The sequence below is a fragment of the Arthrobacter stackebrandtii genome (genome assembly GCF_017876675.1).
In the GTDB taxonomy this organism is placed as follows: domain Bacteria; phylum Actinomycetota; class Actinomycetes; order Actinomycetales; family Micrococcaceae; genus Specibacter; species Specibacter stackebrandtii.
Map to the genome: position 1 here is coordinate 1,464,052 of NZ_JAGIOI010000001.1, position 25,031 is coordinate 1,489,082.

Below are 25,031 nucleotides of genomic sequence, written 5' to 3' on the forward strand. Positions count from 1 at the left end.
AATGGCAGCAAAAAAACACCCCATTTTCGATACCGCCACAACGCTGGGCAAACTGGTGGCCTTCCTGGGCATCAGCTCCGTCTGCGGCGTCCTCGTGGCAGGTCTGATGGTTCCGGCAGTGGCACTCGCAGGTGGTGCGACCACCTCCGGTCTCACCATGTTCGACGACATTCCGGATGAGATGACAATTGGCACACCCGCCTTGTCGTCCAAGATTTTGGCCTCAGACGGCTCCCTCATCGCCACGTTCTACAACCAGAACCGTACCGAGGTCCCGCTGGACAAGATCTCCGAGCACATGAAGAACGCCATTGTCGCGGTGGAGGATGCCCGCTACTACGAGCACGGCGGCATCGACACCCGGGGCCTGATGCGTGCTGTCGCGTCCATGGCGGGGGGCGGCTCCCGCCAGGGCGCCTCGACCATCACCCAGCAGTATGTCAACAACGTCATCATCCAGACGTACGCTGCCAACGGCGAAAATGACAAGGTCAAGCTGGGCAACGACAAGCAGATTGAAGACAAGGTCCGGGAGATCAAGCTCGCCATCTCTGTCGAGAAGAAGATGAGCAAGGACGAGATCCTCCAGGGTTACCTGAACCTGGTGCTGTTCGCCAACAACAACTACGGTGTTGAAGCCGCCGCCAACTTCTACTTTGGCGCCCATGCCGCGGACCTCAACCTGCAGCAGTCCGCCCTGCTGGCCGGCGTGGTCAACAGCCCCAACTACTACGATCCCGTGGCCAACCCGGAGAATGCCATCTCCCGCCGCAACCTGGTGCTCGACCACATGCTTGACCAGGGCATGATCGATGCCAAGCAGCACGACGAGGCTGTGGCCACCGGCGTGGACCTGAACATCCAGCCCAACAAGCTCGGATGTGTTTCCGCCACCAGGGCTGAATACTTCTGTGACTACGTCACCAACGTGATTGTCAACGACGCCGCCTACGGCGACAGCCCGGAGGCCCGCCGCAAGCTGCTGGAACAGGGCGGCCTGACCATCACCACCACCCTGGATCCGGGCCTGCAGGACGCCGCCCAGGCCCAGTTCGAGAACTTCACGCCCATGGCCAACAACCCGGACCGGGTGGGCCAGGCGCTCGTCACGGTCCAGCCCGGCACGGGCAAGATCCTGGCCATGGCACAAAACACCAAGATCGCAGCCCCCGAGGGACAGTTCGCCTCCGACTACAACTTCAACGTGGACAGTTTCGACAAGAACGGGAACCCGCTGGGCGGCGCCGGCGGCTTCGACGTTGGCTCCACGATCAAGCCCTTCACCTTTGCCGAATGGCTCAATGCCGGCCACCGCACGGATGACATCGTCGACGCATCGGTGCGCAAGTACCCACTGGGCTTCCCGTGGCAGAACAGCTGCGGCGTGTCCAGCGGCATCTACGACGACAACTACCCGGGAGCCAGTGACCTGCAGAATGCCGAACCCGGCTACTACAGGAGCTTCACAGCCCGTGAAGGCCTGTACAACTCCCTGAACACGGCCACCTTTGCCACGGCCGCCAAGCTGGACTTGTGCAACATCCAAAAGATGATGACGGCCACGGGCATCCACAATGGAAGCGACCCCAACCAGCCCTACAACCTGGACAACGTCTCATCGCTGCTGGGTTCCGGTGAGGTTTCACCTCTGATCATGGCTTCGGCCTTCTCCACCTTTGCCGCAGGCGGCGTCCACTGCGACCCCATCGCCCTGCTGTCCATCACCAATGCCAAGGGCGAGCCTCTCCCGGTGCCCCCGGCCAATTGCAGCCAGACAGTCAAGCCCGAGGTGGCTGCCGGTGTGAACTCGGTGCTGCAGCAGGTGCTGACTAAAGGTTCCGGTTGGCAGATTCCGCTGACCTACCCCGCTGCCGCCAAAACAGGCACGACCAACCAGTCCGAGCACACCTGGACCATCGGCTACACGCGCGGCCTGGCCACCGCATCTTGGCTGGGCAGCCCGGAGGAAAAGAGCCGGTCCAACAACGGCCTGCTGGTCGCCAACCAACGCATCGACTACATCGACGGCGCCACCTATGCGGGCAAGACGTGGCAGGGCTACATGAACGCGATGGCGGGCTGGTTCGACGTCGGCGCCTTCGACCAGCCGCCGGCCAGCATGGTCTACCCGCCGGCACCGATCAAGCCGAAGGAAGACCCAAAGGACAAGGGCAAGGACAAGAACGACGGCCAGGACAAGCCCACCGGCGACGACGGCTCGTACAAGCCCGGCCAGGACGAGAAGAAGGACTAGGCGCAGCGTCCATGACACCCAAGCGCACTGCCCCGTCCCGCATCTCCCAACTGGGTGCGGCGGCGGGGCTTGCCGTTGCCGCAGGGGCCGGCGCCGTGGCCTACGGTGCCTTGATTGAACGAAACTGGTTCAGCATCAGGGAGGAGTCCCTGGCCATCCTGCCGGCAGGCTCCGCCCCGTTCACCATCCTGCACCTCTCCGACATCCACTTCTCCCCCGGGCAGCACAAGAAAGTTGCTTGGCTGCGCAGCCTGGCAGAGCTGAAACCGGACCTTGTGGTCAACACCGGTGACAACCTGAGCCACAAGGATGCCATCCCGCCGCTCCTGGACGCCTTGACGCCGCTCCTAGCGTTCCCCGGCGTTTTCGTCCCCGGCTCCAACGACTATTACGCCCCGAGGCTCAAGAACCCGTTCACGTACTTCACGGGGCCGTCCCAGAGCCCCTCTGACGGCAAGCACAAGCCCGTGGAGCTGGACACCGACTCACTGTTTGGCGGGTTTGGCGCCGGAGGCTGGGTCAACCTGACCAACCGCGCCCAGTCCATCCCGATGAAGGGCATCCGCTTCGACTTCAGCGGCGTCGACGACCCCCACCTGAAGCGCGAGCGCTACGCCGGCTGGCCGCGCGGTGCCGCCGGGCAGGATTCCGCCCCGCACCTGAAGGTCGCCGTCATCCACGCCCCCTACCAGCGCGTCCTGGACCACTTCACCAAGGACGGCGCCGACCTCCTGCTGGCCGGCCACACTCACGGCGGCCAGGTCTGCATGCCCGGCTACGGGGCCCTGGTCAGCAATTGCGACCTCCCCACCTGGCGCGCCAAGGGACTCCATGACTGGAGCGCCGGGGGAAGCACGACGCCGGTCAACGTCTCCGCGGGCATCGGCACCTCCCGCATGGCCCCCTTCCGCTTCGCCTGCCGTCCGGAAGCCGTGGTCCTGACCCTGACAGCCAGGGCCTGAATGTGCTGATTTCGCGGCGGCGGTAACAATGGCGCCGGCCGATTTCGTGTTCTCGGCCCCCTTCCGCTATTCTTGAGAGGTTGCTTTTCCAAACCTTCACTGGTTGCGGGAAGTGCAGCGGATCGGGGTGTGGCGCAGCTTGGTAGCGCGCGTCGTTCGGGACGACGAGGCCGCAGGTTCAAATCCTGTCACCCCGACCAAGTGAAAGACCCCCTCCTTCGGGAGGGGGTCTTTGTCGTTAAGCGCCGCTGTCAGTCCCGCGCCGGATCCGGCCAGGGCCGCAGGCCAATAGGGGTCAGACTGGGTGGAGCGCGCAGAAAGGGCCCCGTCCGTGAAGAGGGAGCCCTTTCGTTCATCAGGGTGGAGCATTGGGCGACGGGGAGCCCGGCCGGCCCGTCCAGCCCAGGAACGGTCTGGTTTTTGACGGGGCGGCCGGCGTCACTCCGGGTTCAGGCTAGGCGCAGGCTCCGAGGTTTTCCCAGGGGCCCCACTGGGAGGCACCGGGCTTGTCCCCCAGGTTCCACCACTTGGCCTTGTAGCTGACACCGTCAAGGGTGACCGTGTCGCCGCCAACATAGGTTGCCGTGGCCGCCCAGGCAGCGGCGCAGGTGTCGCCACCGGGGTTTTCAGTGGGCGTGACAGTGGGAACATCCGTCGGCGTGTCAGTGGGAGTGTCCGTGGGGACATCCGTGGGCGTGTCCGTGGGGACATCCGTCGGGGTCTCTGTCGGCTGCTCCGTCGGAGTCGTGGAGCCGTCGCAGTCCGTTACCTTTTCCCAGGCCGCGTCGGTTCCGGGGGCAGCGCCCTGGATCCACCATTTGGCCTTGTATTCAACACCGTTGTATGAAGCCAGCGTGCCGGCCGTGTACGTGCTCGTGGCGTTCCAGGCAGCAGCCTTGCATTCGCCCGGAGCCGGGGGATCCGTGGGGTTCGTGCCGCCGTCACCGGGGTTGCCCGTGACAGGCGGTGCAGGCTCGGAGATGGGGCCGGCCTTGGCTCCACGGAAGTCCGTGGCCATGATTCCTGACAGCTCGCCTTCCTTGTCGCCGTCAAGCTCCCACCACATGCCGCCACCGAGGCCGTTGTCCACAATGTAGTCGGTCTTCTGCTTGGTGGTCTGTGCGTTGTCGTAGCTCCACCACTGCGTGCCGTCGTAGCGCCAGGCAGCACCAAGAGTGGCATCGTAGTAGTCGGTGCCGCGGTTCTTGAGCAGGGTGTAGTCTTCGATGCCCTTCTCCCAGGTGCCGGGAGCACCGTCGGTTGCTGCACTCCATGCCTTCTCAGAGGCGACACCCGTCCAGCCGCGGCCGTAGGCTGCCAGGCCGATGGTGAGCTGCTTGGGGTCTACACCGTTGCTGGTGTAAGCCTTGACGGCCTTGTCAACGCTGAACTGGCGGTGGGCGGCACGCGTGTCTGTGGGGTCGTCATACAGGTTGCCCTGGTGGCCGGCGAGCGTGGAGTCCCACGCGCCGTGCAGGTCATAGCCCTGAATGTTGCCGTAGTCGAGCGACTTGAAGTTCTCGGGGTCGTTCCAGCCGCCGGCTTCGATGTCAACGATGTTGGCCGGCATGAAGGCACTGAGCATGTACTTGCGGTCCTGCGTGGCACCGTACTCGTCCAGCTGCTTGCGGAATTCCGCCAGCAGGGCCTTGAAGTTGGCGCGGTCGTTGACCTCATCAACAATGTTGCCAACTTCACCGTTGGGCGATCCGGGCCATTCCCAGTCAATGTCGATGCCGTCGAAGATGCCGGCAGCGGCACCGGGGCCGCCACGGCCTTCAAACACGGGCAGGTTGCCCTTGATGTACAGGTCGATGCAGCTGGAGACCAGCTTCTCGCGGGACTCCTTCGTGGCTGCTGCGGCGGAGAAGTTCTTGGACCAGGTCCATCCGCCGAGGGAGATCATGACCTTCAGCTGCGGGTGCTTGGCCTTGAGCTGCTTGAGCTGGTTGAACGAGCCGGCCAGCGGCTGGTCCCAGGAGTCGGCCACGCCGGAGACAGACTTGTCCGCGGTGTAGCCCATGCCGAAGTCGGCCCAGGCATCGCCGGCGCCGTCGGAGCCGTTGGGTCCGGTGCCCTGGGCCTTGTTGGCCATGAAGCACTTCAGTGTCTGGTTGTTGATGTTGCCAAACGAGTAGTTGATGTGGGTGAGGTTGTTGGCGGCACCCGAGACATCAAGCTGCTTTGCCTGGAATGCACGGCCATAGACGCCCCACTGGGCGAAGTAGCCCACGTTGCGGTAGCCGTTGACCGTCGAGGTCTGGGGGGCCGACGCCGTGTCACCTACCGGGGCGGCGTTGGCGCCGAGCGTATTCAGCCCGCCCGCCATCCCTGCCACCATGGCCCCGGCGGCTAGCGTCGCCATGACCTTGGAGATGCGGCCACGCCGCTTTGCGAATTCTGACATTCACGATCCTTTTCGTATCGGGGGTGCGATCTGCCGCACCCTTGCCACCCACTACGCTAGGCAACGGTGAACTGGCTCACATCAGCACCATCCACATGTTTTCCCACTGCCCCCTTGCGTAAGTGTTTCCACTTATCCCACGCGCGACGGCGCACGGCCCGCCTTGGGTGCCCTGCCGCCGCACCGAATCCCGGCCCATCCCGTCTGTGACGCAGTTGTTGCAGTGGAAAGCGCTTGCTTTTGCGAAAACGGTGCAACAAGTGCGTCAAGGATCCAGTCCCCGGCAGGGAGCCGGGTGGAGGTGGGGACCGGGCAGGCGGGCACGTCCGCAGCAAAAGGCCCGGCCCCGCACCTGTGAAGGGGTGCGGGGCCGGGCCCGTGTGAACGCTCAGCTAATGGCTGCTCGTGGTGTTGCGTGGTGGTGCGTAATTACTTGCAGAGTATGGCATCACCCCATGCACTGGTGGCACTGGAGCCGGGCTTGTCGTTCTGGTTCCACCACTTGGCCTTGTAGGTGGCGTTGTTGTACGTCACCAGGGCCCCTGCAGTGTAGACACCCGTGGCGTCCCACGCCGTGGCGCCGGTGCAGGTTTCGGACGGGCCTGCGCCGTTGCCGCCGCCGGTGCCGGCGGAGGGTTCAACCACCGTGACGCCACGCGGGTAGTCGGCCAGCAGTGCGTACGTTTCCGAGCCGATGGCGACACGGAAGTTGGAGATCATCGAGGTGGGCAGCGTCCAGGCCAGCTTGGTGTTGACCGTGGCGCCGGGGGCGATGCCGCCCGCGGGAACCTTGATGCTGTAGGTGTGGAAGTCGCCCTTGAGCCCGCCAACATTGCTGCCGGTGTGGTCGCTGGAGATCTTGGTGATGGACCAGCCGGACTGCTCCTTCATTTCGCCGGTGTCGCTGGTGGCGCTGTCGAAGGTGATGGTGGCGCCGGCCGGGATGGCCGTCTTGGTGTTGTTGGTGAAGTGCAGTTCCGGGTTGATGGGGTAGTTGTTGTCACCCAGGGCGAAGCCCTTGAGCTGGACGTCCAGGTCGATGGCCTTGGTGGGCATCGGCACGTTGGCCTTCGTGGCGCCGTAGGGGCCGGACTTGGACAGCGTGTCGTGGATCTTGTTGACCAGCGTGGAGCCCATTTCGTACTGGCCCTTGGTGGAGTTGTACGAGTAGTCGCCTGCCAGTTCCCAGATCATGATGCCGCCCATGCCTTGGTCGGCCACGTAGTCCGCCTTCGCCTGGATGGCCGCGTCGGAGTCACCGGTGAGGAGCGTCTTGGTGGTGTCGTTCCACCACCATTCGTTCTTGGTGACGGCGTCGAAGTTGTGCGAGTAGCTGCCGGTGAACTGCTCTGCAGGAGTGCCGTAGCTGGCGGTGTAGTCGCCCACGACGCCCTTCTGCAGGTTCAGCACGTGCCAGATCGGGTTCACGCCGGAGGGAACTTCAGTTCCTGTCGGGTCGGAGTCGTGCCACAGGTTGTCGATGCCAACAGCGCCGGCGCCGCACTTGGAGTTGCCGCCGTTGCTGGGGCCGGTGCCCGGAGCACACTTGGCCTGGTCGGCCAGAACAGAGGAACCGTACATGCCGTTGGTGCCGCCCTGGACGCCAGTCCAGCCGCGGGTGTAGAAGGGAACGCCCAGGTTGACGCGTCCCGCGGGCAGTGCGCCGCGGAAGTAGTGGTAGGCCCAGTCGGAGTTCAGGTAGCCAATCCCCTTGTAGGCGTTGTAGACGCCGCCGGCGGCAAGCTCAGGGTCCTTGCCGTCGTCGAACAGGGCAGCGTTGCCGCCCACGTAGTTGTTCCATGCGCCGTGGAGGTCGTAGCTCATCATGTTGACGTAGTCGAGGTACTTCACGACCTGGTGGGCTTCCATGCCGCGCAGCAGCCAGCCGGAGGCCGGTGCGGCCACGGTCAGCATGTAGTACTTGCCGTCCTCGGCGCTGGCCTTGTCCAGCTTGGTGCGGAGGGTTTCCATCAGGTGCATGTAGTTCTCGAAGAGAACTGCGCGCTTCTTGTCGGAGAACTGGAAGTCATCCGGGTTGCCGGCCTTGGTGTTGCTGGTGGCGTATTCGTAGTCGATGTCCACGCCATTGAAGCCGTACTTGCGGATAAACTCAACGGCCGAATCGGCAAAGGTGTCGATCTTGGCCTGTGATTCGGTCAGCGTGTAGAAGCCGCCGTCGGCGACGCGTGAACCGTCGGCAGCGAAGTAGCCGCCGGTCTCGGCCCAGCCGCCCACGGAGACCAGGGTCTTCACGCCGGGGTTGGTCTTCTTGAACTTCTCCAGCTGGTTCAAGTGGCCGGTGAATGGCAGCGCCGGGTCCATCTCGGCCCCTGCCACGCCGGGCCAGGTCATGTCGGTTGCGGCGTTGCCGGCGTTTTCGGCGCCGACCGAGACCTTGTTGTTGCCGTCGATGTGGGCGAAGGCGTAGTTGATGTGGCTGAGCTTGTTCCAGGGGATGTCGTTGGCCAGGTAGCGGGGGGTGCCGTCCAGGCCGGTGCGCCAGCTGGTGAAGTAGCCGATGACACGCTGGTCCAGGCCGTTGGGGAGCTTCTCACGGCCCGCTTCGTCGTACACCGAGCAGTAGGGGACGTCGATGCCGGGGGTCTGGTACAGCCCGTCCGGGCGGCACTTCTCATCCGGGTTGCTGGTCCACGGGGTTCCGGTGCCGGCCGTGGGCGTGTCGGTCGGCGTATCCGTGGGCGTATCCGTCGGCGTGTCGGTGGGAGTGTCCGTGGGGGTGTCCGTGGGGGTGTCGGTCGGCGTGTCCGTCGGCGTGTCGGTCGGAGTGTCCGTGGGCGTATCCGTCGGGGTGTCCGTCGGCTCCGGAGTGGGCACGCCGGTTCCACACGGGCCCTGGCTGGTCCACGGGCCCCAGGCGTCGGCGCCCGGCTCGTTGTTCATGGTCCACCACTTGGCCGCGTAGTTCTCGTTCCCGTGCGAGACGACGTCGGTTCCGGTATAGACGGAGGTGGGGCTCCACGCGGTTGCGCAGGCCGTGGTTTCGGCGGCAGATGAGGGGGCCATGGTGGCCATCTGCGTCGTGATGCCAATGGTGGCGACGAGCGCTACGCCCGTCACAAGGGCAGTTGCCCTTTGCCGCCATCCAGGCATTGTGGATGTCTGCATGAAATTCCTGTTCTGAATGGGTGAGTGTGATCCCTGCAGCGCAGGGTTCACACACCCGCGCTGGCTGGCCACCACGCTATCGCCGGAGCGGATCCTCGCACATCAGCACAAATACGCATAGGTGGGACTACGTAGCCGCGGTGCTCCACCCGGCGCCCATGCGGTGGGCGGCAACGCTCAATTCCACGCGCGAACGCACCTGAAGTTTGTGGAAAACCCTGCCCAGGTGGACCTCCACGGTCCGCACGGAAACATGCAGCGTTGCGGCCGCCTGCCGGTTGGAGGCGCCGTCCACCACCAGCATGGCCACTTCCAGCTCGCGTTCGGTCAGCAGTTCCGCCCAGACGGTGCGGCACTCATCCAGCGGCCCCACAGGCAATGGATGTCCGACGGCGCGGGGAGCCTCCGGGACCCGCGGCACCATGCCGGTTTGCACGGCAAGCAACGTCGCGGCATGGGCTGCCCGGATATCTGCCAGGTGCAGCGGGCCGGTGTGCGGCGCCGGCAGTTGCGCCTCCACACCCGGGTGCCCGGCGAGGGAGTCCAACATGTTGTCCACAGCCGTCTGCCAGGCCGGTGTGCCGGTTTCGCGGAAGAGGTCCGCCGCGACCACGAGGTGTTCCCTCGCCATGGCCGCATGGTCGTGGCGCAGGCAGGCCTGGCCCAGCACGAACTCCGTGCGGGCGCGCTCGTAGGGGGAGGACAGGCCGGCACTGGCCGCCTGGGCCTGGCTGTAGTCGCGGGAGAAGCGGTCCGAATCCGTGGACCGGAGCAGGCGCCGGGCCTCGGCGGCCCGGCGGTGGCCGTCCGGCACGAGGCGCAGCGGGCCGGGGACAGGCACGGCTCCTGTGGTTGGGTCCGCGGGTGCGCCAGCGGCAGGAACACCAGGGGATCCGGAATCATCGCGGGCACCGGCCTCCGGCGGTGCGTCGGGGCCGGTCTCGTCAAAGCCCGGCACGAACAGGGGGAACGACGCCCCGCGCGCGGCCCGGTCGACGGCGAGCCGGCCCAAGGTCGAGGACTCGAGCAGATTGCCTTCAAAGTAGGCGGTGAGAGCCCTGTCGGTGAGGTCGGCGGTGCGGATGAAGGACGAGGCCGAGATGGGGCAGCCGGCGCCGAGAGCGCGCGCCATGGGGCCGACCTTTCCGTTGGTCACCACGTCCAGGCGCCGGGCCAGGGCAACGCCCAGCCCGGAGAGCGGCAGGCCCGCCGGGAACACCGTCATGGCAAGTTCCAGCTCTGCCGCAGCCCTGGCGGCGTCGCCCTGCCAGAAATGCAGCAGCGAGGCGGCCACGGCACGGTAGGCCATCCCCAGCGGGGAGGCGGCCCGGTGCAGCTGCCCGATGGAGCCGCGCCGGGCACCTCCGGAACCGGGCGTGCCGCCGCCCGGGCCGGCCACGCAGGGACCTGCCTGTAGCAGCCTGAGCCCGGCTCCGGCGTCGTCCGCCATGCCCATGGTCAGGGCCTCCATGACCACCCTGACATCGGAGAACTCCAGCACCCCGCCCTCCTGCCCCTGGCGGCAGCAGCGGGAGGCGTTGGCTCCGGGGACGCCGAAGAGGGCGCACCAGCCGCGGGCGGCGCACAGGGGCAGCCCCTCGAGGGAATTCTCCTCGACGAGGGCCTCGGCCTGCGCCAGGAACCGGCCGGCGTCCTCCAGCCGGCCGCCGGCGGCGCACAGGCCCGCAGCCAGCCCGCAGGCCTTGGCCACGGAGCGCAGCACGCGGGTGGCACCGTCGCCATCCTGGGCGGGCACGGCCGCCAGCAGCGACGTGGCGCGGCGTTCGGCAAGAACCGTGGGGACCTCGCCCGTCAACAGCGCCTCCGCATGGATGTACGGGGCGAGGGCCAGGGCCGCGAGCTGCGGGTCGGCGGCGTCCAGGACGGGGGCCAGCCAGGCGACGGCGTCGGAGACCAGGCCCAGTTTCAGCGCCGCGGCGCCGCAGGCCAGGTGGCTGTCCAGGACGGCTGGGCCGTTGGCGTGGCTGGCGGCCTCGCGGGCGATCGCGTGGGCCCAGACCGCGTTGCCGGCCAGCTCCGCCTCCCGGGAGAGCTCCAGCAGGGCCGGCACCAGGGCGGTGTCCCCCTCAAGGGTGGCCAGGGACTGGTGCCACACGGCCTTCCCGCGGCGGCCCAGCCCGGCGTAGGCGTGCTGCATGAGCACATGGGCGTTGGTGCGCTCAGCCTGCGTGGCGGTTTCGTGGATCCACAGGCGCATGCGGGGGTCTGCAAAGGAAAAGTGGCCTGCCACAAACTGCAGGTGCGGTCCCAGGGGTCCGCCAATCAGCTCTGCCATGCTTCCGTGGGCCAGCGTCAGCAGCACCTCGGTGCGGTCCTCCACGCAGACGGCGGCGGCGAGCAGCAGTTCGCGGTCGGCCGGGCTGAGCGAAGGGCTGCCGAGCCGCGCGGCGAGCCCGGGCAGCAGCGGCAGGGGGTCCGGCAGGGCGCTGTGGCCGGCAAGCTGCCCGGGGCTGAGGACACCGGCCACCTCCAGGGCGGCGTCCAGGTCCCCGGCAAGGTCGCGGCACAGGGCGGCCGCGACGTTGGGGGCCATGGCGATTCCGCGGTCGGCAGAGATGACCAGCAGGTCCGGAACCGTCCCTGCCGGCCCGTTCCCTTCAGGGTAATCCAGCGTCATCGTGCCCTCCGCCCGAGTCGTCCTCATTAACGCACTGACATTTGTAAGTAATCCTTACAAAGTTGTCACACGATATCAATCGGCGGTTTATCCATACCGTGGATTTCCCTTACACAGTGGAAAAACCCGCGTCACAAACGGAACCAGACCGGCCTTCGGGGCGGCAGCCGGCCCGCCCGGCCGCGGCAGCGCGCCGTCGTTCCCCAGGGGCCAGCGGCTAGGATGGAGGGCATGACTGAGACACTTCCCCCCTGCCCCGTCTGCGCCAGCGCCTACACCTACGAGATGGGCGAACTGTTGGTGTGCCCCGAATGCGCCCACGAATGGTCGCCCGCCGAGGCGGCTGCGGAAGCCGAGGCTGAGACCGTGGTGAAGGATGCCGTGGGCAATGTGCTCGCGGACGGTGACACCGTGAGCATCGTCAAGACCATGAAGGTCAAGGGCAGCCCGCAGGATCTGAAGATCGGCACGAAGGTGCGCAACATCCGCCTCATCGCCCCCGTCAACGGGCACGACATCGACGCCAAGGTGGACGGCTTCGGCCCCATGAAGCTCAAGTCCAGCATCGTCAAGAAGGCTTGATCCAGGCGTCCCCCGCCACCGGACCTGACGCATGAACCTGTGGTTTGAGGCGCTGCCGGCATTCCTGGCGGCCCTGCTGGTCTTCACCCTCCCCGGCGCGGCCGTCCTGGCGGCCCTGCACGTGCGCGGGATCATGCTGCTCCTGCTGGCACCGGCCGTCTCCGTTTCCGTGGTTGCCGTCAGCGCCATCACCGCCCCGCTGATCGGGCTGGCGTGGGGCCTGCCCGTGGTCCTGCTGGGCACTGCCGTTGCCGCGGCCGGCGCGTGGGCTGCACAGCGGTTCATCCCCGCCCTGCGGCCGGCTTCGGCAGGCCGCAGCGGGTGGTCCGGGCTCGCCGCCGTTGCGGCCGGGGTGCTGCTGTCCCTGGCCATCACGACGGCGCTGCTCACCCTGGTTGCCCCGACCCCCGAACAGTTCACGCAGGGCTATGACTCGGTGTTCCACCTGAACGCGACCGAGTACGCAGTGGAACGGGGCAATGCCTCCTCCTTCGCCGTCTCCGGCTTCATCCTCCCGCCGGGGAAGTCGTTGTTCTACCCGGGAGCCTGGCATGGACTGGCCAGCCTCCTCATCACATTGACCGGCATCAGCGTCCCCGCCGCCACCAACCTGGTGTGGCTTGTGGTGGCCGGGGTGGTGTGGCCGTTGAGTGCCATCTTCCTGACCCGGGTGCTGTTTGGCCGGCGCCCGCTCCTGCTGCTGTGCGCCGGGATCTTTGCCGCGGCGTTCCCGGCGTTCCCGTGGCTGCTGCTGCAGTACGGTTCCGCATATCCGAATTCGCTCTCCAACGCACTGGTTCCGGTGGGGATCGGCCTGGTCCTGATGATCCTGCGCCCCGCCGTCCACACGGGGCTGGAACCGGCCCAGGCGCTGGCTGTTGTGGCGCTCTTCCTGCCCGGCGCCGTCACGGCCCAGCCCAACGGGGTGTTCAGCGTGCTGCTGGTGCTGACACCGCTGCTGCTGTTCATGCTGTTTGCGTGGCTGCGGGCCGGCTTCGCGGCTGGCCGCCGCAGCGGCTGGCTGCGGGCGGCCCTGCTGCTCGTGGCGCTGGCTGTGGCGGCCGGCGCCCTGCTGGCCCTTCCTCAGATCCGCAGCCTGTTCAACTACGCCTCCCTTGCGTTCATGCCGTTCCCCCTGGCTGTGCTGCGCAACGCCACCATGGCCCCGGCCCCGATCTGGTTCCCCGCCGTGGCCCTGTCCGCCCTGGTGCTGGCGGGCGTGCTGGCCGGCCGACGCCGCCCCGGCCTGGGCTGGCTGCCCGCCGCAGTCCTCCTGCTCGTGTTCATGTACCCAATGACCGCCGGCACGGACTTTGGTCCCGCCAACGTCATGTTGGCACCGTGGTGGGACAACCCGGAACGCATTGCCGCGCTGCTGCCGCTGCTCGCGGTGCCCCTCGCCGCGCTGGGCATGGTGAGCTGCACCGACTGGCTCGGCCGGCGCCTGCCCTCCCTTGCCCGGCGCAAGGGGCGGCCGGCCGCGGTGGCCGGGCTCGCCGTCGTGCTGGTCCTGGCCAACCCGGGACTGTGGCAGATGAAGGAGCAGGTGGGAATCATGTACAACGTGCCGCCGGCACCGGACGGGCTGGCGCAGGTTGATGCGCAGGAACTGGCGCTCATCCACCGGCTTGGGGAGTTCACCACCCCGTCGGACGTGATTGCGAACAACCCGTACAACGGCTCGGCGCTGGCCATGGCGCTGGCCGGGCGGACCATGCTGTTTCCGTACAGTTCGCAGGCGGAACTGACACCGGACCAGTTCACGCTGCGGTTCTGGCTCAACCGCGTGGACAGCGATCCGGAGGTGTGCGCCGCGGCAAAACGGCTGGGCGTGACGCACCTGCTGGACTTCGGCACGGACTACATTCCGGCGTTCGACCATCCGCGTTCGCTTTACCCCGGCGTGACGCTGGCACCCGATTCCGCCGGCTTCACGCTCGTGGCCAGCGACGGCCATGCCCGCCTGTTCAAGTTGACAACCTGCGCCGGAACACCGGCAAAGTAACGACATTAAAGCCGCAGGGGCCGATTCCGGGCCCTATTTCTGTTAGGTTTTAGCCAACGAACAATCCGCCGGCCGCGGCTCCCCCCACCTGGTGGGCTGCTGCCGGGCGGCCGGTGCCAGGCAAGGAGCAGTACGTGGGCAGCAGTTTTGGTGAACGGCTGAAACAGGAACGTTTGTCACGGAACCTGACCCAGGGTGAACTGGGCGGGGAATTGTACTCGGCGAGCTATATCTCACTCCTTGAGAACGCGCACCGCGAACCTACGTCCGAAATCATCCGGCAGCTCGCCGGGAAGCTTCTGGCAGTGGCACCGGTCACCGGGCCTGCGGTGCGGACAGGTGCGCCCGGCCACTGGGCCGACGGCGGGCCGGACGGCGGCGTGTCGGCGGAGCAGACGCTTGCCGACGGCGCGGCCTCGGCCCGCGACACCGACTGCCTTCGGCTCTCCCTTTGCGCCCGGCAGAGCTGGGACACCCGCGACTACTCCGGGGCCGCCTCCAGCGCAACGGAGGCCGCCGAGCTGGCACGGGACGGCGACAACTCGGTCAGCTGGTGGAACATGATGTTCCTGGCGGCCAATGCGCACATGCGCGCCGGCAACCACGACGCCGCCGTTGCCGTGCTGGGGACACTGCTGGAGGACCCCATGACTGTGGGCTGCGACGCCCTGTCGATGCGGGCGGACCAGGTCATGGCCGCCGCGATGCTCTCGCAGGGATCGCTGGCGGAAGCCATTGAGCACGCCACCAGGGCCGTGGGAGTTGGTTCCGGGGACAGCCCTGAGGAATTCAACGCATACCTGCTGGCGCTCCAGACGCTGGTTGGGGCGCTGACGGAGGTGGGCCGGCTGGATGAGGCGTGGAACCACTCACTGGCGCTGGCCGAATCCATCACGTCGGCAACCCCGCCCCAGGTGGCCGGGGAGATCCACTGGGTGGTGGGCAATGTGGCATTCATCCGCCGCGACACCCGTGCCGGGCTGGAACACCATTCCAAGGCCGCGCGGCTGATCTCCCCCACCGCAGACCTTTCCCGCTGGGCCCAGTTCAACAAGGCCACGGCCTGGGTGCGGCTCTCGGCCGGCATCGTGGAGCCCGCCACGCTGCAGGCCATTGAACGCAGTGAACTGGCGCATTCGGTGGTGGGTGCCACGCCCGCCGAAGTCATGGAGGTGTCATTGCTGCGCGCCCGGTGGCACTACCTCAACGGCGAGCTGGACCTGGCGCTGGAACTCTTGTTTGCACTGGAGCGGGACCACGAGCAGCTGGCCCCCCACATTGCCGGCGACACGGCGCTGCTCCTCGGCGACACCCTGCGCGATTCCGGCCGCAGCGACGAAGCCCGCAACGCCTTCCTTCGCGCCCTCGAACGATTCACCCAGGCCGGCGCGCTGGACCGCGCCGAAGTTGCCTCGGGCCACCTCGCCACACTGTAGGCCGGCTGCGACACCGGGCACCAGGCACCCCACGGGGTTCCCGGCCTGCCCAAAGAAAAATGATCCCGGCCCCGGCTTTTGACACCGGGACGGGATCAAAAGCCGGGGCCGGGACCATGAAGCGGGACCGCGGTCATTGTTCGCGGCAGGCCCAAGGGGGCTGCCTGGGCGAAAGTGGCGCCGCTACACGAATGTGGCGCCGGTGAGCCGCTCGTAGGCTTCGACGTAGCGGGCGCGAGTGCGCTCCACGACGTCTGCCGGCAGGGCCGGCGGCGGGGTGTCCGAGGCACGGTCCCAGCCGGAGGCGTCACTGGCGAGCCAGTCGCGCACATACTGCTTGTCAAAGCTGGGCTGCGCCTTGCCGGGAGCCCACAGTTCGGCGTCCCAGAAGCGTGAGGAGTCCGGGGTGAGGACCTCGTCGCCCAGCGTGATGACGCCGGTTGCGGGGTCGGTGCCAAACTCCACCTTGGTGTCGGCCAGGATGATGCCGCGTTCGCGGGCGATCTCCTCGGCACGGGAGTAGATCTCCAGTGTCAGGGCACGCAGTGCGTCCGCCGCAGCTGCGCCTACGGTGTCCACCATCTTTTCAAAGGTGATGTTTTCGTCGTGCTCGCCCACCTCGGCCTTCGCCGACGGGGTGAAAATTGCTTCATCCAGCCGCGAACCGTCCACCAGGCCGGCCGGCAGCGGCAGGCTGCACACGGTCTGTGATTCGCGGTATTCAATGAGGCCGGAGCCGGTCAGGTAGCCGCGGGAAATGCATTCAATGGGGAACATCTCCAACTTCTTGCAGACCATGGCGCGCCCAGCCACGGCAGCGGGCACACCGTCTTCCACCGTGGTTGCCACCAAGTGGTTGGGCACGTTCAGCTGCTCAAACCACCAGAGGCTCAGGCCGGTCAGGATCCGTCCCTTGTCCGGGATTTCCGTGGACAGGACGTGGTCGAAGGCGCTGATGCGGTCGCTGGCAACCACCAGGACCACGTCGTCACGGCCGGCGAACGGGGCTTCGGCGGCGGTTGGGTCCACGGCACCGAGGGCCCCGGGGCGAGCTTGCGGGCTCTGGGCGGGGTTGGGGACGTAGAGGTCGCGGACCTTGCCGGAGTAGATGTGGGTCCAGCCGGGCAGGACGGGGGCAGCGGGAGTTCCTGAAGTCATGATGGTCCTCTATGCCTGTGCGGCGGTGTTTGCGACGGTAATTTCCCCGCGGGCAGCCTTGGCCGCAATGTCGGTGCGGAACTGGCCGCCCTCGAGGGAGATCTCCTCGATGCCCGCGTACGCCTTCTCGCGAGCATCCTCCAGGTCCACGCCCAGGCCCACAACGGCCAGCACGCGGCCGCCCGCACTGACGGTGTTGCCGTCCGCGTCGGAGCCGGTGCCCGCATGCAGGACGTGCACGCCGTCGAGCCTGTTGGCTTTCTTCAGGCCACGGATCCGGTCGCCGGTGCGCGGCGCGTCGGGGTAGTTTTCGCTGGCCAGCACGACGGCGACTGCCGTCTCAGGTGCCCAGCGCAGCTCGTCAATGTCATCCAGCTGGCCCTTGGCGGCCGCCATGAGCACGCCGCCGAGGGGCGTCTTCAGGCGGGCGAGGACGGCCTGGGTCTCGGGGTCGCCGAAGCGGGCGTTGAATTCGATGACGCGGGTGCCGCGGCTGGTCAGCGCCAGGCCGCAGTACAGGACGCCGGTGAACGGGGTGCCGCGGTGGGCCATGGCATCGATGGTGGGCTGGGCCACGCGATCGATGACTTCCTGGACCAGGCCGGCGGGGGCCCACTCCAGCGGGGAGTACGCGCCCATGCCGCCGGTGTTGGGGCCCTCGTCGCCGTCGAAAATGCGCTTGAAATCCTGCGCGGGTGCCAGCGGAACCACCGTGCGGCCGTCGGCCAGGACAAAGAGGGAGACCTCGGGGCCGTCGAGGAACTCCTCGATGACCACCGTGCCGCCCACGTCAAAGCAGGACTGGGCGTGGGCCAGGGCCTCGTCGCGGTCGTTGGTGACCACAACGCCCTTGCCGGCGGCCAGGCCGTCGTCCTTGACCACGTAGGGGGCGCCGAAGGTGTCCAGCGCGTCGGCGGCTTCCTCTGCGTTGACCGCAACCTTGGCCATCGCGGTGGGGACCTGCGCCTCGGCCATGACGGCCTTGGCGAACGCCTTGGACGCCTCCAGCTGCGCGGCCTCCTTGCTGGGCCCGAATACCGGGATGCCTGCGGCCCGCACGGCATCGGAGACACCGGCGGCCAGGGGCGCCTCGGGTCCCACGACAACAAGGTCGCTTTCCAGCTTGAGCGCGAGGGCGGCAACGGCGGCCGGGTCATTCGCATTCACGGCGTGCGTGGGCACAATCGCGGCGATGCCGGCATTGCCGGGGGCAGCGTGGACTTCACTGACGTTGGGGTCGCTGAGCAACGAGCGGACAATGGCATGTTCGCGGCCTCCGGGGCCAATGACTAAAACCTTCACCCCTTTAGGGTACTTGGCTTCGGTGCAGGGGCCGCAAAGTGACGTTCGCAACTGCGGCGGGTCACCGGCGCCGCCGCCCACCCCAGTGGCTAAGATGAGCGCATGATCCATACCTTTCGGGCGCACGACGCCGTTGAGCTCGCCGTGCTCGAACGCAGCGGATTTGTTGAGTCTGTGCACATCGGTTCGGCTGTCGTGGTGGCCGGCGACGGTTCCGTTGTGACGGCCCTGGGTGATGTCACGGCACCGGTCTACCCCCGCTCCGCCGTCAAGCCCTTCCAGGCACTTGCCTCCATGCAGGCGGGCGTCCCGTTGCGCGGTGCGCAAGTGGCCGTCGCCGCCGGCAGCCATACCGGCTCCCTGGACCACATGGACGTCGTGGAGGGAATGCTGAAGTCGGCGGGCCTGTCCGAGGCCGACCTGGGCTGCCCCGCCGCATGGCCCGGCGACTCGACAGCCCGCGCGTGGCTGGTCCGCACCGAGCGGGGCCAGTCCCGGCTGGCCATGAACTGCTCCGGCAAGCATGCCGCCTTTCTGTGGGCCTGCGTGGAAAACGGCTGGGACAGGAAGGGCTACCTGGAGCCAAACCACCCCATGCAGCGCGCCGTGCGCAACGTCCTGGAGGAATACACGGGCGAGACCGTCCGGCACACCGGCGTGGACGGCTGCGGCGCGCCGGTCATGGCCGTGTCACTGACCGGTCTTGCCCGCGCGTTCGCAACCCTGGCCAAGGCGCCGTCTGACAAAAACGCCAACGCCCGCGCCGCCACCATCGCCACGTCCATGCTGGACTACCCCTGGGCGGTTGAGGGGCATGGCAGGCCCAACACCGTGGTCATGGAACAGCTCGGCGTCATTGCGAAGATGGGCGCGGAAGGCGTGCTCGCCATGTCCACCAGTACCGGGGCCAGCGTGGCCGTGAAGATGCTGGACGGCAACGGCCGCGCCGCAACCTTGGTGGGCCTGACCATGCTGACGGCAGCCGGGGCGCTCGACGTGCCGGAGGTCGCGGACGTGCTCAGCCAGGTGGTCCCGCCCGTCATGGGCGGCGGCCACACCGCCGGCAGCCTGCGCCTGGGCAGCGCCGTCAGCGCCCTCCTGGGCCAATGAGCGCCCGCCGCCGCATCAACATTGAAGAGGGCAGCGCCGCCCTGGCCGCCTGGCGCGCCGGCGAGCGTGCCCGCCCCGTCACCGCCATGGCCGTGCGCTACACCCTCGAGGAGCTGGCCGCGCGTGCCCCCGGCAATTCCGTGGAGGTCCGCGTGCCCCCGTTTGGGGTCACCCAGTGCATCGCCGGCCCCCGCCACACCCGCGGCACCCCGCCCAATGTGGTGGAGTGCGACGCCGAAACCTGGCTTGCGCTGGCGACCGGCGAGACCGGCTGGGGCGACGCCGTCGAACGCGGCCTGGTGGCGGCCTCGGGATTGCGTGCGGACCTCTCCGGCGAACTCCCCCTCTAGCGCCCGCCCGGCTGTCAGCGAAGGACCTTTCGTGGTCCGCCCGGCTGGCAACGCCGGCCCCTCACGGGTCCCCTCCGGCTGGCAGGCGGCTCCAAGCTTGGCCGGGTACCCTTGATCCATGACTTCCCAGCCTGACAACACCACGCCCGCAACCCCGAGCGCCGACACCTCCGGGGCCGCAGAAACCGTGGGCTCCGCCCGCAAGCTGCAGGTGCGCCGCGCTCCGAAGTATGTGCCGTTCCTCGTGGCCGGCGGCCTGGCAGGCATCGTGACAGCCGCCATTTTCACGTTCATGTTCCCGGCCGATGAACAGTTCGATCCCTCGAGCGTGTTCGGTCTTTTTGCCGTGCTGCTGATCCTGCCGGGCATGGGCATGGGGGCTGTGGTGGCGCTGATTCTCGACCGCCAGGGCCGCAAGAAGAGCGAAACCCTCGTCGTGGAGCAGCTCCCTGACGACAACGGCAATGCATCGGCTGAAACGGCCTGAGCAGAGGGCCGTGCGCGTGGCCCCATAACGTCCGTCACACATGGTTCGAGGGCTTGGCCAATACATGAGATAATTTTTTAGTGGCACGCGGAGACGGAAAACTATCACATGACCTTTTGCCCGGCGAAAAGGGACCTCAGGACGCTTGTGGCGTCCTGGGCATCTGGGCCCCCGGCGAAGAGGTTGCCAAACTAACCTATTACGGGCTGTATTCACTGCAGCACCGTGGCCAGGAATCGGCGGGCATCGCTACAAGCGATGGCAAGCGGATCAGTGTGTACAAGGACATGGGGCTTGTTTCCCAGGTTTTTGACGAATCAACACTGAACACGCTGACCGGGCACATGGCTGTGGGCCATTGCCGGTATTCCACCACCGGTTCGGCCAACTGGGCCAACGCCCAGCCCACCCTGGGCGCAACAGGCAGCGGCACGGTCGCCCTGGCCCACAACGGCAACCTGACGAACTCGGCTGAACTGCATGAGCTGGTCATCGAGCGCTACGGCGTGCCCACGGCCGGGGAAATGGCGCAGGGCAACACCACCGACACTGCCCTTGTCACCACCCTGCTCCAGGGCAAGGAGGGCCATACCCTCGAAGAAACCGCCATGGAGCTGCTGCCCAAGGTGCACGGCGCCTTCTCCTTCGTCTTCATGGACGAGCACACCCTTTACGCAGCCCGCGACCCCCACGGCGTCCGCCCGCTGGTCCTTGGCCGCCTCGACAGCGGCTGGGTTGTCGCCTCCGAAGGCGCAGCCCTGAACACCATCGGCGCCAGCCTCATCCGCGAGATCGAGCCCGGCGAGTTCATCGCCATCGACGAAGAGGGCGTCCGCTCCCAGCGCTTCGCCCCGGCCACCCCGGCCGGCTGCGTGTTTGAGTACGTCTACCTGGCCCGCCCGGACGCCACCATTGCAGGCCGTTCCGTTTACGAATCCCGCGTGGAGATGGGCCGCCAGCTGGCACGTGAAAACAGCGCCGTGGCCGACCTCGTCATCCCCGTCCCGGAGTCCGGCACCCCTGCAGCCATTGGCTATGCGGAGCAGTCCGGCATCCCCTTCGCGCACGGCTTCGTCAAGAACGCCTACGTGGGCCGCACCTTCATTCAGCCCAGCGAAACTCTGCGCCGCCTGGGCATCAAGCTCAAGCTCAACGCCCTGGAGTCCGTCATCCGCGGCAAGCGCATCGTGGTGGTGGATGATTCAATCGTCCGCGGCAACACCCAGCGCGCCGTGGTGCGCATGCTGCGCGAGGCCGGCGCCGCCGAGGTCCACGTAAAGATCTCCTCCCCGCCCGTGCGCTGGCCATGCTTCTACGGCATCGACTTCGCCTCACGTGCGGAGCTCATCGCCAATGGCGCCGCCGTGGACGAAATCTGCAAGTCCATCGGCGCCGACTCCCTGGAGTACATCTCCGAGGACGGCATGATCAACGCCACCGAACAGCCGCGCGAACGCCTGTGCACGGCCTGCTTCACCGGCACCTACCCCATTGAACTTCCCAGCAGCGACCGTTTGGGCAAGAACCTGCTCGAACGCACCAAAGCCGGCAACGCCACCCCTTCCACCGGTTGCGATCCGGGTCCTGATTCGGAGATGGAATCCATCCTCACCGACGAAGACCGCACCGCCAGTAATCCGTAAGAAAGAGACGCCATGACCAACGCCTCCCATGATTCGGCCGCCCAGGCAATCACCTACGCCAGCGCCGGTGTTGACACCGAAGCCGGCGACCTCGCCGTCGAACTGATGAAGGAAGCCGTCAAGGCAACCCACGGCCCGTCCGTCGTGGGCGGGTTCGGCGGGTTCGCCGGCCTCTACGACGTCTCCAAGCTGCTGACGTACAAGAAGCCCTACCTCGCCACCTCCACCGACGGTGTGGGCACCAAGGTCGCCATCGCGCAGGCCATGGACATCCACGACACCATCGGCTACGACCTCGTCGGCATGGTTGTCGACGACATCGTCGTGGTCGGCGCCGAGCCGCTCTTCATGACGGACTACATCGCCACCGGCAAGGTTGTCCCGCAGCGCGTGGCCGACATCGTCCGCGGCATCGCCGGCGCCTGCAAGGTGGCCGGAACCGCACTGGTCGGCGGCGAAACCGCTGAGCACCCCGGCCTGCTGGCCCCTGATGAGTACGACGTCGCAGGTGCTTGCACGGGTGTCGTCGAGGCTGATTTGCTGCTGGGTCCGGAACGGGTGCGCGAAGGCGATGTCATCATCGGCATGGCTTCCTCGGGCTTGCACTCCAACGGCTACTCACTGGTCCGCCGCGTCATCAACCATGCCGGCTGGGCACTGGACCGCCAGGTTTCCGAGCTGGGCCGCACCCTGGGCGAGGAGCTCCTGGAGCCCACGCGCGTGTATGCCGCAGACTGCCTGGACCTGACCCGCTACCTGCCCGTCACGCAGGAAAAGGCCGTCCACGGCTTCAGCCACATCACCGGAGGCGGTTTGGCTGCCAACCTGGCACGCGTGCTGCCGCAGGGCCTCATCGGCACGGTGGACCGTTCCACGTGGAGCCTGCCGGCCATCTTCAACCTGGTCTCGCAGCTGGGCAACGTTCCCCTGGCCGATCTTGAGCGCACCCTGAACCTCGGCGTGGGCATGGTGGCCGTAGTTTCCGCCGACGCCGCCGACGATGCAGTGGCCCGCCTGAACTCCCGCGGCCTGCCGTCATGGGTCATGGGTACCGTCACCCGTGAGTCCTCGGATTCCGACAAGACCGGTTCCGACTACACGCAGGGCGCCAAGGGCGTTGACGGCGGCGCGGTCCGCCTGGTCGGCAACTACGCCTCCTAGGCAAAGCAGTCCAGGACTCACCCGAAAATGGACGGTGTTTGCGGATAGGGACCGGGGTATAGCTCCGTCCCATTCCGCAAATACCGTCCTTTTTGCATCCGGGCGCCGCTGTGTGCGCGAGGATCAGCCGGCGGCGCCCTGCGGCGGCAGCCTGACCGTGAAGACTGTTGGGTGGCCCGCGCTGCTGAGCTTCACGGAGCCGCCGAGCAGGCGGCAGTTCTCCTGCACCAGCGACAGTCCCAGGCCGGAACCGCCGCGACTGCGAGAGCTGTCCGTCTTGTAGAAGCGGTCAAAGAGGCGGTCCATGCTTTCCGCGGGAATGCCCCGGCCATGGTCGCCGACTTTCACCACCAGGCTGGTCCCGTCCTTGAACGCCTGCACCTTGATGGGCTCACCGCCGTGGTTGGCAGCGTTCACCAGGAGGTTGCCCACCACCACATCAAAGCGGCGCGGGTCGGTGGTGAAGCGCAGTTCCCCGTCCGCCTCCACGTGGACGCCCGGTCCCATGCCCCGCGATTCCAACAGCACCAGGACCTGGCTGCGAACATTGAAGCATTCCGCCTGCACCGTGTTCCGGGAAGCGTCAAAGCGGGAGATTTCCAGCAGGTCCTCCGTCATGGCATGCAGCCTGCGTGCCGAGCGCGCGGTCACGGCGGCTGCTTCCTGGACAGGCCCTTCGCCTCCGGAGGCGTTTTCCAGCACATCAGCCATGGCCACCATGGCAGTGACGGGGGTCCGGAGCTCATGCGAAACGTCTGCCACAAACCTCCGGGACTGGGCCTCCTTGGCCGTCAGTTCTCCCATGGCGGCTTCGAGCCGGTGACCCGCGGCATTGAATGCCTCCACCAGGCCGGTGAGTTCCTGCACTCCCTTGACGTCGACATCCAAGGTGCCGTGGCCGGCGTCGAGCCTGTCAACGGCATTGCGCAGCTGCCGCACAGGACGGGCGATCCACCGGGCCAGGGCGACGCCCGCCAACGCGGCGACGAGGGCCATGATGGCCACCAGCCAAATGGTGGAGGCCGCCAGGGCGTTAATTTGCTGCTGCTGTGTATCCATGGAATAGCTGGCGTACAGGTAGGCAGCGACCGTGCGCTCTCCCTCCGCCCGGATATCGGGTGCCCTGGTTGGGTCCGTCGGCGCCGCGGAGCTCTTCGGCGCTGCCGTTTCTGGCGGCGCCACAGGGGTCCCGGTTTCCTGCGGGTGCATGGTCAGGGTCACGGGTGCGCCAATGAGGAAGTCGTAGCTGAGGCCATGGCGCTGCCGCAGCCAGGAAACCCGGTCGGATTTCTTGACGGCGTTCTGGAAGGATTCAGGAAACAAGCCCACGAAGCCTGCGCCGGGTTCGTCCGCCGTCCCGTCCAAGGCCAGCAAGGCCGGACCCCGGAGTCCGTCGCTGGCAATGGCGAGGAGGTCCTGGTCCGTCAGCGCGGCGCATTCATCGGGAAGGCACGGCATGGGTTCCTCGGCCTTCACACGCATGGCATAGAACTCGTCAAAGCGCCGTTCCTGCTCGGCCTGCAGGATGTTGTTGCGGGCGCTCGTGTACATCACGACACCGGTCACCACCACGCACACCACCGCGATGAGGGCGCAGGCGATGGCCAGCCTCCCGCCGAGCCCGGACAGAAAGCGGCGCATCAGTCGCCGTCGAATCTGTAGCCAAATCCGCGGACTGTGGCAATGATCTTCGGCTGGGCGGGCTCGTCCTCAATCTTGCTGCGCAGCCGCTGGATGCAGGCATCCACTATGCGGGACTCGTTCAGGTAGTCGGTGCCCCAGACCTCACGCAGCAACTGCACCCGGCTGCGCACCTGCCCGCGGTGGTTGGACAGTTCGAGCAGCAGGCGGGTTTCGGTGGCCGTCAGCGGCACAGTTTCGCCGTTTTTCGTGGTGACCAGCGACTTCCGGTCCAGCACAAGCGTGCCGCTGGCCGCCACGTCGCCGCCGCCCACCGGCGCCGCAGGTAGGGAGGAGCGGCGCAGCAGGGCGCGGATCCGCGCGTCGAGCAAGTAGGGCTCAACCGGCTTGACCACGTAGTCATCCGCCCCGGATTCCAGGCCAAGCACGACGTCGGCATCGTCACCGCGCGCTGTCATCATGATGATCGGAATGGTGGACACCTCACGGATCCGGCGGCACACCTCACGCCCGTCAAGGTCCGGCAGCATGAGGTCCAGGACCACCAGCTCGGGTGCGGGGTCGGCGGTGGCCAGGGATACGCCGTCGTGCCCCAGGAAAACGCCGTGGACACTGTGGCCGCGCTGCGCCAGGGCCAGGCGGAAGGCCGCGTTGATGTCGGGGTCGTCTTCCACCAGCAGGATTCTGGCCATGCAGTCCGCCTCCAAAGCAGTCGATTCCGGCGGGTGCCGCTCACTCCATGGTAGGCGTGGTTTTGCCGCACCAACGC

At 67.1% G+C, this 25,031-nt stretch carries 17 protein-coding genes and 1 tRNA gene; 11 read left to right on the forward strand and 7 right to left on the reverse strand.

Going from position 1 to position 25,031, the window contains the following annotated elements; all coding sequences use genetic code 11:
* The first annotated feature begins 1 nt into the window (after nt 1).
* From JOF48_RS06070 to JOF48_RS06080, 3 genes are all read left to right on the forward strand, one after another.
* Nucleotides 2-2,254, forward strand: a complete 2,253-nt coding sequence (locus JOF48_RS06070; protein ID WP_209678435.1) for a transglycosylase domain-containing protein — start codon at nt 2-4, stop codon at nt 2,252-2,254.
* Between the two features lie 11 nt (nt 2,255-2,265).
* Nucleotides 2,266-3,216 (forward strand): metallophosphoesterase, encoded by a 951-nt coding sequence (locus tag JOF48_RS06075; protein ID WP_209678437.1) that lies wholly within the window; start codon nt 2,266-2,268, stop codon nt 3,214-3,216.
* A gap of 123 nt (nt 3,217-3,339) precedes the next feature.
* Nucleotides 3,340-3,416, forward strand: a tRNA-Pro gene (locus tag JOF48_RS06080).
* Between the two features lie 254 nt (nt 3,417-3,670).
* On the opposite strand, the gene JOF48_RS06085 is transcribed toward JOF48_RS06080, so the two are convergent.
* The 3 genes from JOF48_RS06085 to JOF48_RS06095 all read right to left on the reverse strand — a co-directional run bounded on the left by JOF48_RS06085 (nt 3,671) and on the right by JOF48_RS06095 (nt 11,387).
* Nucleotides 3,671-5,623 (reverse strand): glycosyl hydrolase family 18 protein, encoded by a 1,953-nt coding sequence (locus JOF48_RS06085; RefSeq protein WP_209678439.1) that lies wholly within the window; start codon nt 5,621-5,623, stop codon nt 3,671-3,673.
* A gap of 429 nt (nt 5,624-6,052) precedes the next feature.
* Nucleotides 6,053-8,701 (reverse strand): glycosyl hydrolase family 18 protein, encoded by a 2,649-nt coding sequence (locus tag JOF48_RS06090; RefSeq protein ID WP_209678441.1) that lies wholly within the window; start codon nt 8,699-8,701, stop codon nt 6,053-6,055.
* A gap of 175 nt (nt 8,702-8,876) precedes the next feature.
* Complete coding sequence (locus JOF48_RS06095) at nt 8,877-11,387, reverse strand: helix-turn-helix transcriptional regulator (protein ID WP_209678443.1); 2,511 nt, start codon at nt 11,385-11,387, stop codon at nt 8,877-8,879.
* A gap of 231 nt (nt 11,388-11,618) precedes the next feature.
* On the opposite strand from JOF48_RS06095, the gene JOF48_RS06100 reads away from it, so the two are divergent.
* From JOF48_RS06100 to JOF48_RS06110, 3 genes are all read left to right on the forward strand, one after another.
* Entirely contained in the window at nt 11,619-11,969 is a 351-nt protein-coding gene (locus tag JOF48_RS06100) for a zinc ribbon domain-containing protein YjdM (RefSeq protein WP_209678445.1), read from the forward strand.
* A gap of 31 nt (nt 11,970-12,000) precedes the next feature.
* The gene (locus JOF48_RS06105) at nt 12,001-13,974 is read left to right on the forward strand and encodes a DUF6541 family protein (protein ID WP_209678447.1); all 1,974 of its coding nucleotides are present in this window, start codon (nt 12,001-12,003) and stop codon (nt 13,972-13,974) included.
* A 134-nt stretch (nt 13,975-14,108) separates the two neighbouring features.
* The gene (locus tag JOF48_RS06110; protein ID WP_209678449.1) at nt 14,109-15,410 is read left to right on the forward strand and encodes a helix-turn-helix domain-containing protein; all 1,302 of its coding nucleotides are present in this window, start codon (nt 14,109-14,111) and stop codon (nt 15,408-15,410) included.
* A 183-nt stretch (nt 15,411-15,593) separates the two neighbouring features.
* Here the strand turns inward: JOF48_RS06110 and JOF48_RS06115 are convergent, their stop codons facing one another.
* Together JOF48_RS06115 and purD are read right to left on the reverse strand one after the other, a co-directional pair.
* Nucleotides 15,594-16,568 (reverse strand): phosphoribosylaminoimidazolesuccinocarboxamide synthase, encoded by a 975-nt coding sequence (locus tag JOF48_RS06115; RefSeq protein WP_209678451.1) that lies wholly within the window; start codon nt 16,566-16,568, stop codon nt 15,594-15,596.
* Nucleotides 16,569-16,577: 9 nt separating this feature from the next.
* Nucleotides 16,578-17,870 carry a phosphoribosylamine--glycine ligase gene (gene purD, locus JOF48_RS06120; RefSeq protein WP_209678454.1) on the reverse strand — a complete coding sequence of 431 codons (1,293 nt, stop codon included), beginning with the start codon at nt 17,868-17,870 and terminating at the stop codon, nt 16,578-16,580.
* Between the two features lie 102 nt (nt 17,871-17,972).
* Between purD and JOF48_RS06125 the strand changes: the two genes are divergently transcribed.
* From JOF48_RS06125 to purM, 5 genes are all read left to right on the forward strand, one after another.
* Entirely contained in the window at nt 17,973-18,980 is a 1,008-nt protein-coding gene (locus JOF48_RS06125; protein ID WP_209678457.1) for an asparaginase, read from the forward strand.
* Nucleotides 18,977-19,330 carry a sterol carrier family protein gene (locus JOF48_RS06130; RefSeq protein WP_209678459.1) on the forward strand — a complete coding sequence of 118 codons (354 nt, stop codon included), beginning with the start codon at nt 18,977-18,979 and terminating at the stop codon, nt 19,328-19,330. Before JOF48_RS06125 ends, JOF48_RS06130 begins: the two co-directional genes overlap by 4 nt.
* A 118-nt stretch (nt 19,331-19,448) precedes the next feature.
* Nucleotides 19,449-19,817, forward strand: coding sequence for a hypothetical protein (locus JOF48_RS06135; protein ID WP_245346423.1), 369 nt, complete (start codon nt 19,449-19,451; stop codon nt 19,815-19,817).
* Between the two features lie 80 nt (nt 19,818-19,897).
* The gene (gene purF, locus JOF48_RS06140; RefSeq protein ID WP_209678462.1) at nt 19,898-21,460 is read left to right on the forward strand and encodes an amidophosphoribosyltransferase; all 1,563 of its coding nucleotides are present in this window, start codon (nt 19,898-19,900) and stop codon (nt 21,458-21,460) included.
* A 12-nt stretch (nt 21,461-21,472) separates the two neighbouring features.
* The gene (purM, locus tag JOF48_RS06145) at nt 21,473-22,621 is read left to right on the forward strand and encodes a phosphoribosylformylglycinamidine cyclo-ligase (protein ID WP_209678465.1); all 1,149 of its coding nucleotides are present in this window, start codon (nt 21,473-21,475) and stop codon (nt 22,619-22,621) included.
* A gap of 123 nt (nt 22,622-22,744) precedes the next feature.
* Here purM and JOF48_RS06150 read toward each other — a convergent pair whose 3' ends face one another.
* Nucleotides 22,745-24,262 carry a sensor histidine kinase gene (locus JOF48_RS06150; RefSeq protein ID WP_209678468.1) on the reverse strand — a complete coding sequence of 506 codons (1,518 nt, stop codon included), beginning with the start codon at nt 24,260-24,262 and terminating at the stop codon, nt 22,745-22,747.
* Complete coding sequence (locus JOF48_RS06155) at nt 24,262-24,954, reverse strand: response regulator transcription factor (protein ID WP_209678471.1); 693 nt, start codon at nt 24,952-24,954, stop codon at nt 24,262-24,264. The genes JOF48_RS06150 and JOF48_RS06155 overlap by 1 nt, the downstream gene beginning before the upstream one ends.
* Nucleotides 24,955-25,031 lie beyond the last annotated feature (77 nt).